Genomic DNA, 19,817 nt, shown 5'->3' with positions numbered 1-19,817 from the left:
GCCTCCTACTTACGTCACCATGCACTCAATCATTATAGAATGTATTGACTCAAATCTCGATTTTGTACAATATCGCCAAGCTTATCACGCACATATTCAGGGTTAATTACGATGGATTCCAGCGTAATTTCAGGCGCCTCGAAGGACAAGTCCTCTAGCAGCTTCTCCAGAATCGTATGCAAACGTCTAGCCCCGATATTCTCTGTATTCTGATTCACTTCGACCGCGATACGAGCAATTTCATAAATTGCTTCTTCCGCGAAGTCAACCGTTATCCCCTCTGTTTGCAATAAGGCGGTGTATTGCTTAGTTAAAGCATTTTTGGGTTCTTTCAAAATAGAAACAAAGTCTTCCAAAGTTAAATCGCTTAATTCAACGCGAATGGGAAACCGGCCTTGAAGCTCCGGAATAAGGTCAGAAGGTTTGGCAATGTGAAATGCCCCTGCACCGATGAAAAGCACGTAATCCGTCTTCACAGGGCCATATTTCGTCACAATCGTCGAGCCTTCAACGATTGGCAGAATATCACGCTGCACGCCTTCCCGAGAAATATCAGGTCCACTGCCACCGCGGCTGCTGCTTGCAATCTTATCGATTTCGTCAATAAAAATAATGCCGGATTGTTCAGCACGATGAATCGACTCTTGAATAACCTCATCCATATCGATTAATCGCTGAGCCTCTTCTTGCGTGAGCACTTTCCTTGCTTCTTTGACCGGCAATTTGCGCTTTTTCATTTTTTTGGGCAGCAGGTTGCCGAACATTTCTTGCATGTTCATGCCAGCTTGCTCATTGCCTTGACCTGCGAGCATATCCATCATCGAAGGAGAAGAATCTTCCACTTCAATTTCCACAAGCTCATTCTCTAATTTACCATGTGTCAATTGTTCTGCGATTTCTGCCCGTTTAGAAGCGATAGAAGGGTCAGGAGCGCTTTCTTCCTGCTCTGGTTGATTCTGCCCACCAAACAGCATCTCGAAGGGATTACGCTGCGTCTTGGAACGGGTGGCGCTGGGCACCAACAAAGTGACTAGACGTTCATTCGCTAATTTCTCAGCTCTGTCTTTCACCTTCTCCATGCGTTCAGCTTTCACCATACGGACAGACGTCTCCGTTAAATCGCGGACCATAGACTCGACATCCCGTCCAACGTAGCCAACTTCCGTAAATTTCGTAGCCTCAACCTTAATGAATGGCGCGCCAACCAATTTCGCAAGTCTGCGGGCAATTTCGGTCTTGCCAACACCAGTAGGACCAATCATCAGGATGTTCTTAGGAACAATTTCATCCCTCATGGATTCATCAACAAGATTTCTCCGATAACGATTGCGCAACGCGATCGCCACTGATTTCTTCGCTTTCTTCTGACCTACAATGTATCGATCCAGTTCTTGGACAATTTGTTTTGGTGTAAGGGAGCTGTTTGCCATGTAGGATACCCTCCTAAAAGTTTTGCCTTGAGCAAAACTAATATCGTAAGTATTTCAAATGAAAACTACCAACAACGAAATTACTCGATCTCTTCGACAATAATATTATGATTCGTGAACACACAGATCTCAGCAGCGGTTGTTAAAGCCGCATGTGCGATTTCTTTGGCACTGAGTGTTGGTGCATGACGATACAGCGCTCTACCGGCAGCCAAAGCAAAGCTTCCACCGGAACCTATCGCCAAAATGCCATCATCCGGTTCAATGATTTCCCCATTGCCGGAAAGCAGCAACAAACCAGAAGCGTCCATGACGATCATCATTGCTTCAAGTCGTCTCAATACGCGATCCTGACGCCAATCCTTCGTAAGCTCTACCGCTGCGCGCTGCAAGTTGCCATGGTGTTCCTCAAGCTTGCCTTCAAATTTCTCGAAAAGTGTAATTGCATCCGCAACAGAACCGGCAAATCCCGCGATAACTTTGCCTCTATGTAAACGCCGTACTTTTTTGGCACTGCTTTTCATAATCATACTGTTTCCGAATGTCACCTGACCATCTCCGGCAATCGCACCTTTACCTTGATGACGAATTGCAAAAATGGTTGTCGCATGAAACGTTGCTTGACTGGAATCCATCTTATCTCACCTCTCAAATGGAATCATAACCATGAAGTAAGTCCTTGTGTCCGTAAGGGTCTCCTAAAAGAGATAAACCTCTAGCGAGGTCAAATCGAAAAAAGACCGCATCTAGAGGTAAATGTATGAGGAAACGAATGAAAAATGCCACAAAACATAATTATAGTACCACAGTGAATACCGAGATTACAACTTATTCGACTTGTGTTTTCGAAAAATTCTGAATACTCTCCAACGCGCGGTTAGCCAACTTCTCATATTTTTCCTTTTTGTTCCGAATTCGCTCAGGCAGCTGTGGAAGCAATCCGAAGTTTGCATTCATCGGCTGGAAATGTTTGGCCTCAGCTGTCGTAATATAATTCGCCATACTGCCTAACGTTGTTTCCGCCGGAAGCGTTACACAAGGTTGACCTTTGGCTAATCGTCCTGCATTCAAACCAGCAATCAAACCGGACGCCGCAGATTCCACATAACCTTCAACGCCCGTCATTTGTCCTGCGAAAAACAGATCCTCACGATGCTTGTATTGATATGTGGGCTCAAGCAGCTTCGGCGAGTTGATAAATGTGTTTCGGTGCATTACACCATAGCGAACAAATTCCGCCTGCTCTAATCCAGGGATGAGAGACAACACTCTTTTTTGCTCGCCCCATTTTAAATGGGTTTGAAAGCCAACTAAGTTATACAGCGTTCCCGCGGCATTATCTTGTCGAAGCTGCACAACGGCATGCGGCATTTTCCCTGTATGCGGATTTATTAAACCTACAGGTTTCATCGGTCCAAAAAGTACCGTCTGCTTGCCGCGCTTAGCCATAACTTCCAAAGGCATACAACCTTCAAAATAAATCTCTTTCTCAAACTCTTTAAGCTCTGCAACTTCAGCCGTGATTAAAGCCTCATAGAAAATATTGAACTCTTCTTCCGTCATCGGACAGTTCAGATAGGCCGCTTCTCCTTTGTCATAACGGGAAGCCAGATAAACCTTGTTCATATCAATCGAGTCTTTCTCAACAATCGGCGCTGCTGCATCATAGAAATATAAATATTCTTCGCCCATTAATGTTTTGAGATCAGCTGAAAGCGCTGGAGAAGTCAACGGACCTGAAGCTACAATCGTAATGCCTTCAGGCAGGGTTTGAACTTCTTCATTGCGGACCTCAATGAGCGGGTGATTCCTTAGCGTAGAAGTTACGGCTTGCGAAAAACCGTCGCGATCAACCGCTAAAGCACCACCGGCAGGCACAGCATGCTCATCAGCACATGAGAGAATCAGTGAATCCATTCGTCTCATTTCTTCTTTCAACACACCTACAGCATTCATTAGACCATTGGAGCGAAGCGAGTTGCTGCACACTAACTCAGCGAATTGATCCGTAATATGTGCAGGCGTTTTGCGAACATTACGCATTTCATATAAAGTAACAGGCACGCCTTGACGGGCAATCTGCCAGGCAGCTTCACTTCCAGCCAATCCTGCGCCGATGACTGTTACTCTTGGATAATCTGGCAAAATCGGACACCTCTAATCTTTCATATCGTCTGAATTATCTTCACTAACTTCTTCTTTGTGATCACACTGCGTACATTGAATGCTTACGCCGTTCTTGCTTCTTTTCTCAATCATCATCGAGCTGCATACAGGACATGGTTTACTGACTGGTTTATCCCATGAGACAAAGTCACAAGTAGGATATTGATCGCAGCCATAGAAAACACGGCCCTTTTTGCTTCTGCGTTCGACAATTTTCCCTGTATGGCAAGTTGGGCAAGTGACGCCAATATCTTTAATGATCGGTTTCGTATTGCGGCAATCCGGGAAGCCTGAGCAGGCAAGGAACTTGCCGAAACGACCCATTTTATAAACAAGATGCTTTCCGCATTTCTCACAAATCTCATCGGAAACCTCATCTTGGATTTCAATTTCTTTCATTTCCTCTTCAGCGAACTCAAGCCGCTTCTCGAAGGACGTATAGAACGTATCCAGAACACGGACCCAGTCTTCTTTGCCTTCTTCTACAAAATCGAGTTCTTCTTCCATATGCGCAGTGAATTCGATATCCAAGATTTCAGGGAAAAACTCCTGCATCAATTGAATTACCAGTTCACCAAGCTCAGTTGGAACGAATTTCTTCTCTTCAATCGCCACATAACCACGCTTCTGGATCGTCTCCAGCGTTGGTGCGTACGTACTTGGGCGACCTATCCCCATTTCCTCTAACGCCCTTACTAAACGAGCTTCTGTATATCTTGGAGGCGGTTGAGTAAAGTGCTGTTTCGGTTCAATGCTCTGTTTCTCTAAGGAGTCTCCTTTTGTCAAAGGAGGAAGCAATTTGTCTTCTTCCGTAGTGCCATCATCATTGCTTTCGACGTAAACCTTCATGAATCCAGCAAACTTCATCTTGGAGCCATTTGCGCGGAACACGGTATCGCCAGCTGTTAAATCAATCGTCATCGTATCGAGTACCGCTGAAGACATTTGGCTTGCAACAAAACGCTCCCACACGAGCTTATACAAGCGATATTGATCTTTGCTGAGAAACGGTTTCATCTGATCCGGTTCGCGCAGTACAGAAGTTGGACGTATGCCTTCATGCGCATCTTGTGCGTTGGCATTCTTCTTGGTGTAAAGACGCGGCGTTTCTGGATAAAAAGCTGGGCCGTATTTCATCATAATAAACTCTTTGGCTTCTTCTTGGGCAATCGGTGAAATCCGAGTAGAGTCGGTACGCATATAGGTAATTAAACCAACGGTACCCTCTTTGCCTAAGTCAATTCCTTCATATAACTGTTGCGCAACAGACATCGTCTTGGACGCTCGGAAGTTTAGTTTCCTGGCTGCTTCTTGCTGCATGGAGCTTGTAATGAAAGGAGGGGAAGGATTACGCCCGCGTTCCTTCTCTTTCACTTCTTTCACGGTAAACGCTTCACTGCCCATTGCGGCTAAAATAAGATCAACATCTTCTTGTGAATGTAGTTCCTTTTTCTCGCCGTTCAAACTGTGATACTTAGCTTCAAATACAGTTTTGCCCGCATCCAAAACGACCGTGATCGACCAGTATTCTTCGGGTTCAAAGGCTTTAATCTCATTCTCGCGATCTTGAATCAACTTAACCGCTACGGATTGTACGCGCCCTGCCGATAACCCTTTTTTCACTTTTTTCCATAGCAAAGGACTGATTTTATAACCAACGAGTCGGTCCAGGATACGTCTGGCCTGCTGAGCGTTAACGAGATCTTGATTAATGCGGCGGGGCGTTTTGAAAGCATCCTTAACCGCATCTTTCGTAATTTCATTAAAGACAACACGACAAAGTTCGTCTGCACCAACATCTAAATAATGAGCCAAGTGCCAGGCAATCGCTTCACCTTCACGATCCGGATCCGCCGCCAGATATATTTTTTTAACTTTTTTACTCGCGTCTTTTAATTCTTTCAGGATAGAACCTTTACCGCGTATAGTAATGTATTTAGGCTCAAAGTTACGATCCACTTCTACGCCAATTTGGCTCTTCGGAAGGTCTCGAATATGACCCATCGAGGCTTTTACGATAAATTTGCTGCCTAAATATTTGCCGATGGTTTTGGCTTTTGCTGGTGACTCCACAATGACTAAAGAATCCGCCATGGATCGTCCTTCCTCCCCTCTTGGTTTCAAGGTAACGTCTATTGGCGAGAAGCAAAACTTCGTGATTAGCCTATGCTAAGATGTAAGTAGAACCTGGAAGCTGTTTAATCGCCTTTTTCATTAGTAAAGATAACAGAACTGCATGCAAATGTCCAAACGTAAATTGACACTGCTCTAATAAGCTATCAATCGAGATTGGTTCATTCGACAACTTTCGAAGGATTTCGCCTTCCTCCTCCGTGAGTGTAAACACGGGAAATGGCTTAGCGATCGCCGCTCGATCCTCCGGACTTATGATGTGTTTGTAGTCGTCCAAAATCTCTTCGACCTGTGTTACTAATTTGGCGCCGTCCTTGAGCAGCCTGTGTACTCCGCTGCTCTGTCTGGAATCAATGGAACCTGGAACAGCGAAAACATCACGCGACTCATCGAGGGCAAATTCAACTGTAATCAGAGACCCGCTATCCTCTGCGGCCTCTACGACCGTAACACCAAGCGACAATCCGGCTATAATGCGATTGCGCTGCGGAAACATCCCCGGCCTCATTCCAGTGCCAATCGGATACTCGGAAATAATGACCCCATCTTGTTCAATGTTGCGGTATAATAAGGCGTTTTCACGCGGATAAATCTGATTAATGGCGCAGCCAAGCACGGCAACCGTCTTCGCTTTCCCCTGTAGAGCACCCAAATGAGCTTTACTGTCAATGCCTCGAGCGAGACCACTTACAACGCCGAAACCTGCTCTGGAAAGGGCTGCCGCCCACTCTTCGGCAATCCGTTTGCCATAAAGAGTTGGGGTGCGTGTCCCAACCATACCCAGAAGCCGTCCACTTAGCAAAGACAAATTTCCTTTTACATAAAGAACCCAAGGCGGTTGTGCTGTTTCTTTCAGAATGGCTGGATATTCGTCGTCCAGAAGCGTCAGAATTTGAATGGATTGCTTCATATATATATGAAGCTTTTGCTCTATGAAAGCCGGAGTAAACCGCGTGGCAATTTGTTCTGCGACAGAGGCACGAATGCCCTTGGCGACAATTTCTGCGGACGACAAATCAAACAAATGATGAAGCTCAGGGAAGCGGCTGATTAGTTGATGCATTGTTTTCCAGCCTATTCCTTCCAGCTCATGAAGACCGAATATAATCAATCGATTATCCATAAGTATATACACTCCCCGCTCGAATGACAAATGCTTGCAAATCTAGAAAAACAAAAAACCTCCCAAATCCCTGAAACAGGGAGATGGAAGGTTGCTTACCTTCTTGAAAAGAAGACTATTTTTTTGTGATTACTTTATCCAGCATACCTTTTTCTTCGAGCACGCTAACAAGCGTTGAACCCATTTCGGAAGGTGTCGCTGCGACGCGGATACCGCATCTTTCCATTGTAGCCACTTTCTCAGCAGCTGTACCTTTACCACCGGAAATAATCGCACCGGCATGGCCCATACGTTTTCCTGGAGGCGCTGTTTTACCGCCGATAAAGCCAACAACCGGCTTCGTCATGTTGGCAGCAACCCACTCAGCCGCTTCTTCTTCTGCTGTACCACCGATCTCACCGATCATGATAACCGCATAAGTGTCAGGGTCATCGTTGAAACGTTTGAGGATATCGATAAACTCGGAACCTTTGACTGGATCTCCACCGATACCAACAGCAGAAGATTGTCCAATACCACGAGTTGTCAATTGGTGAACCGCTTCGTAAGTTAATGTTCCGGAACGGGAAACAACACCTACGTGACCTGGTGTATGAATGTAGCCCGGCATAATCCCGATTTTACACTCGCCTGGTGTGATAACGCCCGGACAGTTAGGTCCGATTAGAACGGTTTTCTTGCCTTCTAGGTAACGTTTCACGTTAACCATATCAAGAACAGGAATACCTTCCGTAATACAGATAACCAAATCAAGCTCAGCTTCAATAGCTTCGATGATGGACTCTGCAGCGAAAGCTGGTGGAACGTAGATAACGGATGCCGTAGCACCAGTTGCATTTTTCGCGTCGATAACTGTGTTGAAAACCGGAAGCTGAACAAGCTCACCGTTTTCCAAAGTGATATCTACTTTTGTACCGCCTTTACCTGGAGTTACGCCACCAACCATTTGTGTGCCGTATTCCAGACCGCCTTTGGTATGAAACAAACCCGTAGCGCCGGTAATCCCTTGAGTAATGACTTTTGTATGTTTATTGACCAAAATACTCATGATCTTTTGTTCACATCCCCTATATTATTTAAAACCGCACGGGTTTAATTATTTCACAAGTGCAACGATTTTTTGTGCGCCGTCAGCCATGGAGTCAGCTGCAACAATGTTCAGACCGGATTCGTTAAGAATCTTTTTGCCAAGCTCAACGTTAGTTCCTTCAAGTCGAACAACGAGCGGACGGGAAAGTCCAAGCTCTCTTGCAGCAGCAACAACGCCGTCCGCAATAACGTCACAACGCATGATGCCGCCGAAAATGTTAACAAAAATCCCTTTAACTTGCTCATCGGACAAAATGATTTTGAAAGCTTCCGTAACTTTCTCTTTCGTAGCACCGCCCCCTACGTCTAGGAAGTTAGCCGGGTCTCCGCCGTAGTGCTTGATGATGTCCATAGTGGCCATAGCAAGTCCAGCGCCGTTAACCATACAACCGATGTTGCCATCCAAAGCGATGTAGCTCAGGTCATATTTGGAAGCTTGAATTTCTTTCGCATCTTCCTCTTCAAGATCACGAAGCTCAACGATATCTTTGTGACGGAACAGAGCGTTGGAATCAAAGTTCAATTTGGCATCAAGAGCCATAACATCCCCAGAACCAGTCACAACCAATGGGTTGATTTCGGCAATGGAAGCGTCTTTCTCAACGAATGCTTTATAAAGAGCGAGCATGAATTTAACTGCTTTGTTAACCAGCTCGTTAGGAATGTTAATGGAATAAGCCAGTCTGCGTGCTTGGAAAGCTTGAAGACCAATTGCAGGATCCACTACTTCTTTGAAAATTTTCTCAGGAGAGTGTTCTGCTACTTCTTCAATTTCCGTACCGCCCTCTTCAGACGCCATCAAAACTACGCTGCCAGTTGCACGGTCAACAACAACACCAACATAATATTCTTTTTTAATGTCACAGCCTTCTTCGATCAAAAGACGTTTAACTTCTTTGCCTTCTGGACCTGTTTGGTGTGTGACAAGCACTTTACCCAGAATTTCGCTAGCATATGTACGAACTTCATCGAGGCTTTTAGCTACCTTAACGCCGCCCGCTTTACCGCGACCTCCGGCATGAATTTGCGCCTTTACAACGACGACGGATGTTCCGAGTTCTTTCGCTGCTTCAACAGCTTCGTCAACGGTAAATGCAACTTTTCCGTTAGGAACGCTGACTCCGTACTGTCTCAGGACTTCTTTGCCTTGGTACTCATGGATATTCATTTCCTAAAATCCTCCTATCAGTATGGACTTTCTATACGTGCTATACAGGGGAAGAGTGTAACTTCCTGCTTTGCTTTGCGCACGAAATAAATCTTGCTGCCGGAATTAGTATCACACTTCTTCGCAAGCCCTAACCATTGTATCACTTATTTTCGACAGTTTCCTTATTTTTTTCGTTAATCCATTCAAAGTTTCCTTTCACACTGAAAAACTTTAGCTATCACCTAGCTCACAAAGTTTACTAACGAAACACCTTCTAATGCCATAACGCTTATACAATATTGATAAAAACAACGCAATCATGCCTATAGGACCTCAACTAAAAAAGACGCATTTTCCATCATCTGAAAAATACGTCTTTCTTTAGTTGCCTTTAGTAAAGCGGCGTTGTTGGTGTATTCATCCGCGGCTCTCGCTCTGCTTGTTTGATAAACCTAAGCTCATTGCCTGTGAAATGACAGATTAAACATTGAATGGTTGGTTCAGCCTCAGCTATCGCATCGGGATCCTTGAACTCCGTGATGCTTCCTGAAAGAGCATCCTTCAGAAAAGACTGCTGATAACTTGTAATCACACTGAATTTAATGCGATTGGAACGACAATTGGGACAAAAATATGGTTTCTCCTGCATATCATCACCTCATCTTCCAGTATGTGCATGAAGGGTGTATTTAAAACGTAATTAACACAATTAGGAATTGCGTAATTTTACCATTTTCATATACAATAAGAGCAAATGAATGGATCGATAAGGAAGCACCTTTTATCCTACTCGCAGCTGCATGAGCAATTGCGTCTATTAGAGAGGAAGGTGTTTTTTGGTATGTATGGCAAAGTTATGAGCGCATGCCTCCAGGGGATTGAAGGACAAATCATTGAAGTGGAAGTCGATATATCAAGCGGGCTCCCTCAGATTAACTTGGTTGGACTGCCTGATTCTGCAGTGAGAGAATCTGTCGAGCGAGTTCGTTCTTCTATCAAAAACGGTGGTTTCAGCTTCCCTATGGACCGAATAACCGTAAATTTAGCACCTGCCGATTTACGCAAAGAAGGCTCCTCGTTTGATTTGGCAATAGCGGTAGCCATTCTCATAACGACCAGTCAGATTCCCTTTGATTGCTTTCAGCACACTTTATTTCTCGGTGAACTAGCCTTGGATGGCTCACTGCGTCCTATTCCAGGCGTCCTTTCTATGGCCCACGCCGCCAAAAGACTAGGCATCAAACGCGTTTATGTGCCACAGGCCAATGCAGCGGAGGCTGCACTTATTGCCGGTATTGAGGTGTGCGCCATCAACAACCTCACTGATTTCAAATGCTTGACAAAGGAATCCGAACATTTATATATATTTAATAACATTAATAATAAACATCATAAATTATCGACAAAATCCACAGAGATACAACATTTTGTCGATGATTACGCTGATGTCAACGGACATCACCAGGTCAAGCGTGCTATGATGATCGCTGCCGCAGGCATGCATAACATCTTATTAATCGGTCCCCCGGGAACAGGAAAAACGATGCTTGTGAAACGCATGCCCTCCATTCTCCCCCCTATGTCAGATATAGAAGCTCTAGAGGTTACGAAAATCTATAGCGCCTCCGGCAAACTTGTTGATCGCTCCTCACTTATACGAACAAGACCCTTTCGAGCCCCTCATCATACGATTTCGCCTGAGAAAGTTATTAAAGGGGAGTCTATACATATAGTCACATTGGCTTCTCGCTAAGCATAACATCCTTAATGAGGGCATCTTTTGTAGTATCCATGAATATCCATTCAATTGATGGTATTTTCTTATTGTTGATATCAGTAAAAATGTTAATCCTTTTCAATATTCTTCTTAAAGCTCCGTTTGTGATTTCTTCTTGATTGAAATTTTCTAATGTTTTTTTGAAATTATTGTACCTCAATCTTATTTCATCAACTTCAGTTTCAACGTACTTTAATTTATTCAAATTACTCTCCAAAATCTTCAATGCGCTTTGCTGTTTTTCATTTCTCTTTTTATACTCATCCTTATTAATAGTTCCTTCTGATAAGAGTTCGAAATTTAATTCAACTTTGGCATTAATCTTCTCAATTTCTGCTTCAATATCTTCTATACTTACTTCATCATTTTTGGCATCCATATTCCTTTGAATATATAAATTGATGTTAGTGTCTGAAATAATCGAACTGTTTCGATAGTTAACTATTTCGTCTCTCGCAAAATTGATTAAATCTAACTCTATATAGGCATTTCTGTATGCACATTTCTCCTTTCCATACATATCGTTGCTTGTACAAGACCACTCGTAACCAAGATCTTTGCTTGTCCCATCATTCCGAACATAGGCTTTTCTTTTTTTCCTCTTCATTCCAGAACCACAATTTTGACAGAACAAAAGGTTGGAAAAAATATGAGCGCTACTATGTCTCTTTTCGCCTCTTGCAATCCTCCTCTTTTGAACGATTTTAATGTTTCCCTCTTCATCTATATATTTATCTTTAATATATGAGATATGACCAAATTCCTCTAGTCTTCGTTGCTTCTCTATTTGAACCATATCAAAAAAGTCTTTTTCTATGATTAAAAGTTCTGGTTTATTATGTTTAATCCACTCTTCTTCTGGTATTACTTTTCTTATGTCTCTATTGATATCAGTCGTTTGAGTCATATGTTGAATCTGCAATCCCTTATATACTGGATTGTCTAGAATTCGTGAAATTTGAATTTGACTCCATTGTGCGCCTTTTTTTGTTTTTATATTTTCCTTGTTAAATAGCCGCGCAATCTTTCCATGCCCAAATGCCTGATTGTAGTATAGATCATATATTCTTTTTACAATCACTTTTTCGCTTTCATTGATTTGCAAATATCCATCTATAACATCATATCCAAAGGGAGCATGTCCAGTAAATTTACCCATTTGTTGAGCTTTTCTAATTCCAAACTGTACGATATATGATTTGTTGTTCGATTCTTCTTGGGCTAATGAAGCAAATAGATTAATCATAAATTCTTTACTGTTATCCAAGGAATTAACTTTTAAATCTAAAAAATATACGCCAATTCCCAACTCTTTAAGGTCTTTCACAGTTTTCGAAGTGTCTTCTACTGAGCGTCCAAACCTTGCTACGCTCTTTGTGATGATAATATCGAATTTTCTTTGTTTAGCATCTTTTATCATTTGTTTAAAGGCTTCACGTTTTTTTAGTGATTTACCACTGATACCCTCATCAGCATAACCACCCTCCAAATACTCAAATACATTGTTTTTTCTTGCTAATATGCCGCAATCAACTTTTGAGTAATTATTTTCTGTTATAAAATCAGCAAAAAATGATATTTGATTATGAAGTGAGTTAACTTGGTCGTCACTATCAGTTGACACACGGGCATAATATACTGCTCTCAAATGCTATCTCCACCCCATACATAAGTATTTGATACAATTATAAAATAGGTATTAAAACAAAACAAGCTATGCATGATTGCACAGCCTGAATTTTTGAAAACACCTGTCAAAAAAAGCCTTGTTTTCAAAAGTTAAATATAAACTTGACATTACTCTATCTTCGATATTAATAATATTGTGTTTTGAAATAACTCTGTATATATTTTCTTTGTTAAATTTATAAATTTCAGATAGCATACTGTAGTCCATTTCACTATTATCAGATAGAATCTCTTTCAATAGAGCAATATCTTTCATGTTGTATAAATATGGAATGGCTTTATTGGGCATCTTGTCTCTACTAATATTATGAATTTCACAAATTGTTTCTATAAATTTATCAATCATTTATATAATCACCCCACTCTAAAACAATACTCATCTACGTGATTGTCCTATGCTTCCTTCTCTTTCTTTTTTCGCGATCTTGATTCCGTCTTTGTCCCAAGCTATGTATTTATTTTTAATAAGATATGTAAGTGCTACTGCAAATGAATCTGATTCATCTTCGTTCTCAAAAACCACATCTGGAAACTTTCTCTCGATCATATCCTTGACTAATTTCTTACTTGCGTCACCGCGGATAATCGCTTCTTTAACTGTCTTGGGTGGATAGTAAATTTGCTCATAGTCTCTAAGTAGATAGTTAATAAGTCCGTGTACTCTATATATAACTTGGGTCGAGGTATTGAATCGACTAAATCCACGTTCAATTGTTACAATGGATGGAGGATACTTTTCTATTAGTGAAAGTATTTCTGTTGCAATTATGTATAAGCGTTTGCCATGTGATTGTTTTTGATTAGTTGTGATTGACCCGATATGTATAGGCTGCAAAGCATTTAAATCAAAAATGGTAACCCCTGTTTGTTCCATAGATAAATCTAAACCATATAAATGACTCAATAAATCACTCCTATTTATTATTTTTACTTTACAAGTGAATTCAACATTTACTATCACTCATAGTTTTTTGCACAATTAACTGATTCTCTAATTCTCTTACCTGACTCTTCAAATCCTCAACTTCCTTCGTCAACTCATCTACTAACTTACACTCATTCTTACACATCGTCTTCAGCAACCCTTCTCTGAGCATCTACCATTTTCAATACACACCTATACTCGTCACAGCTCACAGACCCATAATATTCTATATATGAATCTCCTATACGAATTTCTGAATCGCATGAGCAGCAGTTAGAAAATAATTTGGGTTCCTCATCATTTCTATCATGAAATCGATCCAATGCTATACCTCCATGCCAGCATATGTTTTACTAGTCTTATTACCTAAGAAGTTACTAATATGTGGAGTTGCTGCTGAATTAACCGCCTTATCCTTGCTATACTTTAGGTGTTTATCAGCTATGTAATTGATTTTGTCAAACTTATAATTGCTATGTAATTGTGCCAGCGTTTCAAAAATTGAATTAGTGCTAAGAGTGATAGGATATAAATTAGAAGCGACTTCTAACTCAATGAAATACTTATTCATTTTATTTTTACTCTCCTTTATTTCGCTTTCATTCGATCTAATGTAACCCTAATAGAGCCATCTTCACAAATTTCATTAATTAACATCGTTGTGTGTTGCACTGGTGTATCTTTATATCTGGATGGTCTAAATTGTGATCCTCTGCGATAGCCACAGAGAACCAGTTTGTTTCCTCGAGTAAACCAGCTTTTCTCAAGTATTTCTTTTGTACCATCTGCTTTAGGTTGAGAAACTTGTCTATAATAGTGTGCAAATGCTCCATCATAGTACTTTACTGTTACAACTCCATCAACAGTAAGAAGTGTAACTGTGTGTTTATTCTTGTCTTTATCTAAAACAGTTCCTGCAATACATACCAATTTATATTTTGGTCTGCTTCCATTTTTATTCAAATATTGTCCAACAACGATTGGCTCTTCAGGTAAATTATTAAAATTTACGATCCCATATTTTTCGTTATTCACATTCAAAAGTTCATGACTAGTATAATAAAACGAGAGAGAATCCATCTCCCACTTGCTGACATTCCCTTCCGCGTTATCATTCCATTCATTTTCAAACATTTTCTGATTGAAAAGATTTAAGGCAGCTTCACTTGATACCCATTCTCGAATTCCATCCATAATGTTGTCACACTCTTTTTTAAATTGCTTTTCTGAAATAACTGGCATCCCCTTAATAAACTCTGAGATTGAATCATTAGAGAATTGGTCATAGAAGTATGCCGCGGATCTTTCATCTAACAAATAATACTTCTCTTTCCCTTCAGTTTTATAAACTTTTTTAATAACATATTTTCTAAAACTATATAGTTTTGCATAACTTTGATGTTCATCTGGCAGTAATTTGTTTTCGAGTATTGCATTAAAATTTTGCATATTTAATTTAGTCTTTGGTGTACATAGTTTCTCAATAAACATTTTCATAATGGTTAACCGATCCCCAAATGATTCAAAACAGCCAGCTTTAATCAATTGTGCCATTTGTGTTTTTTTTATTAGTCCAGTCAAATGCATACGTTCGTAAAAATCATCAAAGGAATCATAAGGTCTGTTTGTTATGATTGATTGAACTGCATCATCTCCAATTCCAACTAAACCCTTTAATCCGAAAATGATTTGTCTATCTGTAAAGTCAGGTTTGAATCCAAAGTGTGCTTTATTTATTTCTGGAAGACCAATTTTGATTCCATGAGAATGCATCATCCCAATGGCTGCTGCAACCTTACCATAGTTAGTTGATTTATTTTTCTTTTCTTCATCTTCATCTAAATCAGAACCATCATCATTACTAGCTGCATTTACAGATAGTACTGCAGTATTCCAATATAGTGGATCGAATCTGTAATTTAGATTTAACTCTTGTAGTGCAATAACTGAGTAAGCTAAGGTGTGTAAGATAGAAAAGGCATATCCTAACATTCGTTTGATATGCATCCACACATAGTCAAGTAGATTCTTACTAGTTCCTAACGATGTGCCTTTTTCATAGAAAGTTTTTTGAATTTCATCTAAATCTTTTTTTGATCGTTTTGCGATAGCCTTTCTTAATTTATTTGCATCTTTAACATCAAACCCTGATACTTTCGTATCCATTGACATAAGCATTACTGATTCTTGTGTATCTGCTACCCCATTCAACTTAAGAAGGTATCTTTCCATAATTTTTATCTCATCTTCAGAGAGATTAAATGATTTCATCTCTTCATACCATTGTTGAATGTCGTTTTTGAATCTCACGAATGTATCAATTGGTTGTTCGCCATCGCCACTCATAAGTCGCATAAGTGAATTTGCTGACGCGGTTTCTAGTAGGTTTCTAGGCTTTACTTTGATTGCTGATTGATATCCAATTGCAGTCGAAAATTGAAATAAATCTGGGACTGTACCCTCACCTAACATTTCGTAAATTCTGGAGTCTTCTTTTTCAATTACATTTGGATGAAGATAAGAATTAAATGTTTTTCTTAGTGAGCCTTGCCATTTGATTTCTTTGTATTCTAGAAGTAAATCGAGTGTCGTTCTTATCTTGTCTAAAGCCTCGATAGTCAGAAGATCCATTTTGATATTACCTACTGCTTGACTATCATCAAGGTTAAATTGAGTAATAGGTAAACCATTTGGAGCTTTCATCATTGCATTAGACTTATAATAAGGCTCATTAAAAACGACAACTCCACCTGCATGGATACTTCGTTTATTAATCTTTCCTTCAATTTTTAATGCTGTTTCCCTTAAGTTTTCATGTTTGCCAATTTCGTTAATAAACTCAGTAATTGGTTCTCTTTCTTTTTCCTCATTTCCAAACAAACAATCTGAAATAGTCCAGTTTTCTCCGCGTTCAAATGGAATCAAGCTACTAATGAACAAACCCACATCTGAATCTAATCCCAACCCCCTACAAGCAGTCTGTATGGCTGATTTAGACCCTTCAGTACCGAAAGTACATACTTGTAAAACTTTATCTCCACCAAAGTAGTTCTTCAATGCCTGAACAATTCTTGGACGTTTACTTGATTCAGTATCAATATCAATATCTAATGCACTAATATCAGGACGACTTCTATGTAAGTGTCTCCAATGAGGCATTTCAATTCCATACTCAAGTGGATTAATTTGTGTAATACCCAGTAGAAAGCAAATTAAGAATCCACCAGATGATCCACGACCTGAACCAACTAAGCTATTACCTCCACATTCATCATCTTGCCAAATGATATCTACAATCTTCGCTGTAGTTATGTAGTATGATGACATTGTTTGCTTAAGCTGCTGACTAATCTCCCAAAGCTCACCCAGCTCAACATCGATTCTTGTTGTTATTTCGTGAAGTCTTTCTTTGGTAATTGCATTGTAAGGAATATGTTCTTTAAAGCCATCCTCAATCAGTTTTAATATGTATCTATCCTGCTCATCAGGGGCATGAGCCATGTTATTGATATATGTATATTGGTTATACACTCGTTTGAAAAAATGTCTAAGTTGGAATTCAGGTAGTTTGATTTTAGGAATTACTGTTTCGTGCTCAATAGTGTAATCATCGATCATCTGTCCAATAAGTAATGTATTCTGGAAAGCAATATCAACAATATTTTTATCAATGTAGTTCATTCGCTCATAAATTTCTTCTGGAGTTTGAAGAAATGTAGCTTCGTAAAAACTATCAATCTCTCTATCACCATCTTTTGCGTTCAAAAAAGCCTTATGGACAACTCGGTCTTCTGGACGGAGATAGTGAGTATCCGTAGAAATGATATATTTGAGATTATACTGTTCAGCAAGTTTTAGTAATTCAGTATTGCAATAGATTTGCTCAGAAGAATATGCTGGCTGTAACTCAATAAAGAAGTTATCTTGACCAAACACATTAATACACCAGTTAATAAATTCATGTAACTTTTCGTTATGATATCTTACTTTCTCTCGATCATTTTGTGCTTCTGCAAGTTCAATTGCTAGTAAATGAATACAAACCTCTGATCCCAAACATGCTGTAGTGGCTATTAAATGGTTTGGATTTTCCTTTACTACCCTTTCCACAGTTTTTTTATCAGAAGGAACACGAAGCATTGTTCCAGAATAGAAAGAATTATCCCAAGCCTGACTGCTCAAATAACGCATTTGTTCATGACCAATAGAATCTTTACTCATAATTAAAAAATGAGGGAATTTTGTGACTCCTGATTTATAGTTCTCTCTGGTGTCTTCAATATCATCAACCAAATACAATTCATTTCCTAAAATCAACTTAAAGTCTAATGGGATTTTACCTTTCTCTTTTAATTCTCTAGTCTTCTTAATGGCTTGCACATGAGCTGAGACAGATTCATGGTCAGTCAGAGCAAGGCCTTTATAGCCTAATTCTCCTGCAGTGCGGATTAAATCCTCAACTGAGTTTGTGCAATCCAATAATCTCACATTCGAGTAATCTGAGTGATTATGACAGTTAATAAAACACAATAGGTTTACACCTTCTTAAATTATTATTTTTATTTTATTAAGTATATTTCTAATAAAACTTACCTTTCATTGCCTTTTCGGCTCAAAAAAAGCCTTATATATCAATGTTTTTTTAATACGTTTTTTTTGACCATTGCTATTAACTCAATTAATTGCTTGATATTTTTCTTAGTGTTAAAATTATTCTTGAGGTGGATCAATGAGTTTATATATTAATTCATATATTATTGATAATGACACATGGATTTCAGCAGAACTTGTTTACACTTATAAAAACAAGGATAAATATACAGCTTTAGTTGTTCTTGATAAAATCAATGGTGATTTGATTTCGCTTGAACCGCTGAATCATAAAACATTTTGCCTAAAGTTTTATGATTATGAAGATAAAATTGAATGGTATCTCAGAAAAAAGAGAGCTTACTTTTTCGCAAAATTTCTAAATCCTTATGAGGGTTAATCAATGTATTGAATATTTGACTGCACAACTTTAGGATCATTAACTACGGCCTCTAAAATGGATTGCATGACACCTGCACACGCAGTGAAGTCTTGTTTGGTGTATTTGATTAACCTACGCATTGTCGCTACTCCATAGGTTAATTTATGAAGTGCTAGGCGCTTCCTTGATAGATCCCAAAGCGAATATCTTCCACAAAATAGATCTGTTCCATCATAAGCAAATTGAGCAATTGTAAAATCAAAAGTGTCAATTACTGCTTCTGGACTTTCATAATAACCAATCTTAATTAACTGGATGATTCTTGTATTCCCTTTGATATCTAGACAATATGTAATGTGATGCTCAGTTTCTGCTGTCTTTTTAGCTTTTTTACCTTCTAAACTCTTGGCATATTGCTTTAGAATTGCTTCGTTTTTAAAGAATAGATCGAAATCTGAAGATAGTTCGGAACCAATTAATGTTCTTCTTATTGCTCCACCAGCTAACCACATCTCATTAGTGATGAAATCGGGCAACCCCTTTAGAACCGCAAACAACTCGTGATCATCAACATCGTTCATAAATCTAGATAAGAACTCTTTAAAATTATATTTATTCATTTAATACCTCCTAATTTGTTTTAATTCCCCATGGATTGATACTTTTATAGTTCGAAATATAATACACAAATTTACAAATTCAGGCTATAATTGATATTGATAACTACCACTTTCTACTAACGGAGGAACAAATGCCAAGAAGAATACAAGCAAATGAAACTTTAGAGAATAATGAAAAACATGTGATGGTCTGGGGAATCGAAGAATTAAGAAATCTCGACGCTAATACTCAATATGACTTCGATTGCATCGTCAATTACTACGGTAGCCAGAAAGCAATAGAATTAAAATTTAAAATCAGAGATGGTGCCCAACTTATTACCAAGTTTGACTTAGTATTAGGTTTTGAATTGAACCCACAAGTAATTCAAATTCTAATTGATAAACAGCCACTCGTATTATCGTATAGCAATCCACCAACAAAAGAAAATTTAGAAATGGGAGATATCTACTCAATTGTGAAAGAGCATGGTGGTCTGATAATCCACTTAACAGATCCAACAATAAAAGATATAGTCAACTTCAAGAAAATGTCGAGAGTCTAATTATAGACTCTTTTTTATTTTCTTAGGTTCCTATAAAATCTAGTTTTCATTGACTAGCAGTTTTTCAATATTTACTACTTTAAAAAATGATGGTTCATGATCAAATTCTTTCATCCAAACTTCAATAACTTCGCGAATACGATTTTCTAAAATACCCACATGTTCTTGCTTTACATGTCTTAAATATTCCTCAGCAAC

Annotated in this window: 17 protein-coding genes; 3 read left to right on the top strand and 14 right to left on the bottom strand. The window is 39.4% G+C overall.

Going from position 1 to position 19,817, the window contains the following annotated elements; all coding sequences use genetic code 11:
• Positions 1-32: 32 nt before the first annotated feature.
• From hslU to BC351_RS01375, 8 genes are all read right to left on the bottom strand, one after another.
• Positions 33-1,430: an ATP-dependent protease ATPase subunit HslU gene (gene hslU / locus BC351_RS01410; RefSeq protein WP_079408924.1), complete on the bottom strand. Its 1,398-nt coding sequence runs from the start codon at positions 1,428-1,430 to the stop codon at positions 33-35.
• 80 nt (positions 1,431-1,510) lie between these two features.
• On the bottom strand, positions 1,511-2,065 hold the full coding sequence (hslV, locus tag BC351_RS01405; RefSeq protein ID WP_079408923.1) for an ATP-dependent protease subunit HslV: 555 nt from the start codon (positions 2,063-2,065) through the stop codon (positions 1,511-1,513).
• Positions 2,066-2,258: 193 nt separating this feature from the next.
• Positions 2,259-3,575: an FADH(2)-oxidizing methylenetetrahydrofolate--tRNA-(uracil(54)-C(5))-methyltransferase TrmFO gene (gene trmFO, locus BC351_RS01400; protein WP_079408922.1), complete on the bottom strand. Its 1,317-nt coding sequence runs from the start codon at positions 3,573-3,575 to the stop codon at positions 2,259-2,261.
• A gap of 12 nt (positions 3,576-3,587) precedes the next feature.
• Positions 3,588-5,690 (bottom strand): type I DNA topoisomerase, encoded by a 2,103-nt coding sequence (gene topA, locus BC351_RS01395; RefSeq protein ID WP_079408921.1) that lies wholly within the window; start codon positions 5,688-5,690, stop codon positions 3,588-3,590.
• A 70-nt stretch (positions 5,691-5,760) separates the two neighbouring features.
• Positions 5,761-6,852: a DNA-processing protein DprA gene (gene dprA, locus BC351_RS01390; RefSeq protein ID WP_079408920.1), complete on the bottom strand. Its 1,092-nt coding sequence runs from the start codon at positions 6,850-6,852 to the stop codon at positions 5,761-5,763.
• A 115-nt stretch (positions 6,853-6,967) separates the two neighbouring features.
• Entirely contained in the window at positions 6,968-7,900 is a 933-nt protein-coding gene (sucD, locus tag BC351_RS01385) for a succinate--CoA ligase subunit alpha (RefSeq protein WP_056832926.1), read from the bottom strand.
• 48 nt (positions 7,901-7,948) lie between these two features.
• Positions 7,949-9,109 carry an ADP-forming succinate--CoA ligase subunit beta gene (gene sucC, locus BC351_RS01380; protein WP_079408919.1) on the bottom strand — a complete coding sequence of 387 codons (1,161 nt, stop codon included), beginning with the start codon at positions 9,107-9,109 and terminating at the stop codon, positions 7,949-7,951.
• Between the two features lie 373 nt (positions 9,110-9,482).
• Positions 9,483-9,740, bottom strand: coding sequence for a hypothetical protein (locus BC351_RS01375; protein ID WP_079408918.1), 258 nt, complete (start codon positions 9,738-9,740; stop codon positions 9,483-9,485).
• A gap of 192 nt (positions 9,741-9,932) precedes the next feature.
• On the opposite strand from BC351_RS01375, the gene BC351_RS01370 reads away from it, so the two are divergent.
• Positions 9,933-10,844 carry a YifB family Mg chelatase-like AAA ATPase gene (locus BC351_RS01370; RefSeq protein WP_158081955.1) on the top strand — a complete coding sequence of 304 codons (912 nt, stop codon included), beginning with the start codon at positions 9,933-9,935 and terminating at the stop codon, positions 10,842-10,844.
• Here BC351_RS01370 and BC351_RS01365 read toward each other — a convergent pair.
• From BC351_RS01365 to BC351_RS01345, 5 genes are all read right to left on the bottom strand, one after another.
• Positions 10,825-12,516, bottom strand: a complete 1,692-nt coding sequence (locus BC351_RS01365; RefSeq protein ID WP_079408916.1) for a recombinase family protein — start codon at positions 12,514-12,516, stop codon at positions 10,825-10,827. The genes BC351_RS01370 and BC351_RS01365 overlap by 20 nt on opposite strands.
• A 66-nt stretch (positions 12,517-12,582) precedes the next feature.
• Positions 12,583-12,903: a hypothetical protein gene (locus tag BC351_RS01360; RefSeq protein ID WP_079408915.1), complete on the bottom strand. Its 321-nt coding sequence runs from the start codon at positions 12,901-12,903 to the stop codon at positions 12,583-12,585.
• Between the two features lie 30 nt (positions 12,904-12,933).
• Positions 12,934-13,461: a crossover junction endodeoxyribonuclease RuvC gene (locus BC351_RS01355; protein ID WP_079408914.1), complete on the bottom strand. Its 528-nt coding sequence runs from the start codon at positions 13,459-13,461 to the stop codon at positions 12,934-12,936.
• 346 nt (positions 13,462-13,807) lie between these two features.
• Complete coding sequence (locus tag BC351_RS01350) at positions 13,808-14,053, bottom strand: hypothetical protein (RefSeq protein ID WP_079408913.1); 246 nt, start codon at positions 14,051-14,053, stop codon at positions 13,808-13,810.
• A 17-nt stretch (positions 14,054-14,070) separates the two neighbouring features.
• The gene (locus BC351_RS01345) at positions 14,071-18,012 is read right to left on the bottom strand and encodes a PHP domain-containing protein (RefSeq protein ID WP_144028232.1); all 3,942 of its coding nucleotides are present in this window, start codon (positions 18,010-18,012) and stop codon (positions 14,071-14,073) included.
• Between the two features lie 199 nt (positions 18,013-18,211).
• Between BC351_RS01345 and BC351_RS01340 the strand changes: the two genes are divergently transcribed.
• Positions 18,212-18,472, top strand: a complete 261-nt coding sequence (locus tag BC351_RS01340) for a hypothetical protein (RefSeq protein ID WP_079408912.1) — start codon at positions 18,212-18,214, stop codon at positions 18,470-18,472.
• On the opposite strand, the gene BC351_RS01335 is transcribed toward BC351_RS01340, so the two are convergent.
• Positions 18,469-19,074, bottom strand: coding sequence for a Gabija anti-defense Gad2 family protein (locus BC351_RS01335; protein ID WP_079408911.1), 606 nt, complete (start codon positions 19,072-19,074; stop codon positions 18,469-18,471). The two genes, BC351_RS01340 and BC351_RS01335, sit on opposite strands and share 4 nt — an antisense overlap.
• A 131-nt stretch (positions 19,075-19,205) precedes the next feature.
• Between BC351_RS01335 and BC351_RS01330 the strand changes: the two genes are divergently transcribed.
• Complete coding sequence (locus tag BC351_RS01330) at positions 19,206-19,619, top strand: hypothetical protein (RefSeq protein ID WP_079408910.1); 414 nt, start codon at positions 19,206-19,208, stop codon at positions 19,617-19,619.
• The last annotated feature ends 198 nt before the right edge of the window (positions 19,620-19,817 follow it).

Origin of the sequence: Paenibacillus ferrarius, assembly GCF_002027705.1 — a bacterium.
GTDB lineage: Bacteria > Bacillota > Bacilli > Paenibacillales > NBRC-103111 > Paenibacillus_E > Paenibacillus_E ferrarius.
Note: the sequence above shows the minus strand (reverse complement) of the source record. Positions and strands in the feature narration are given on the sequence as shown.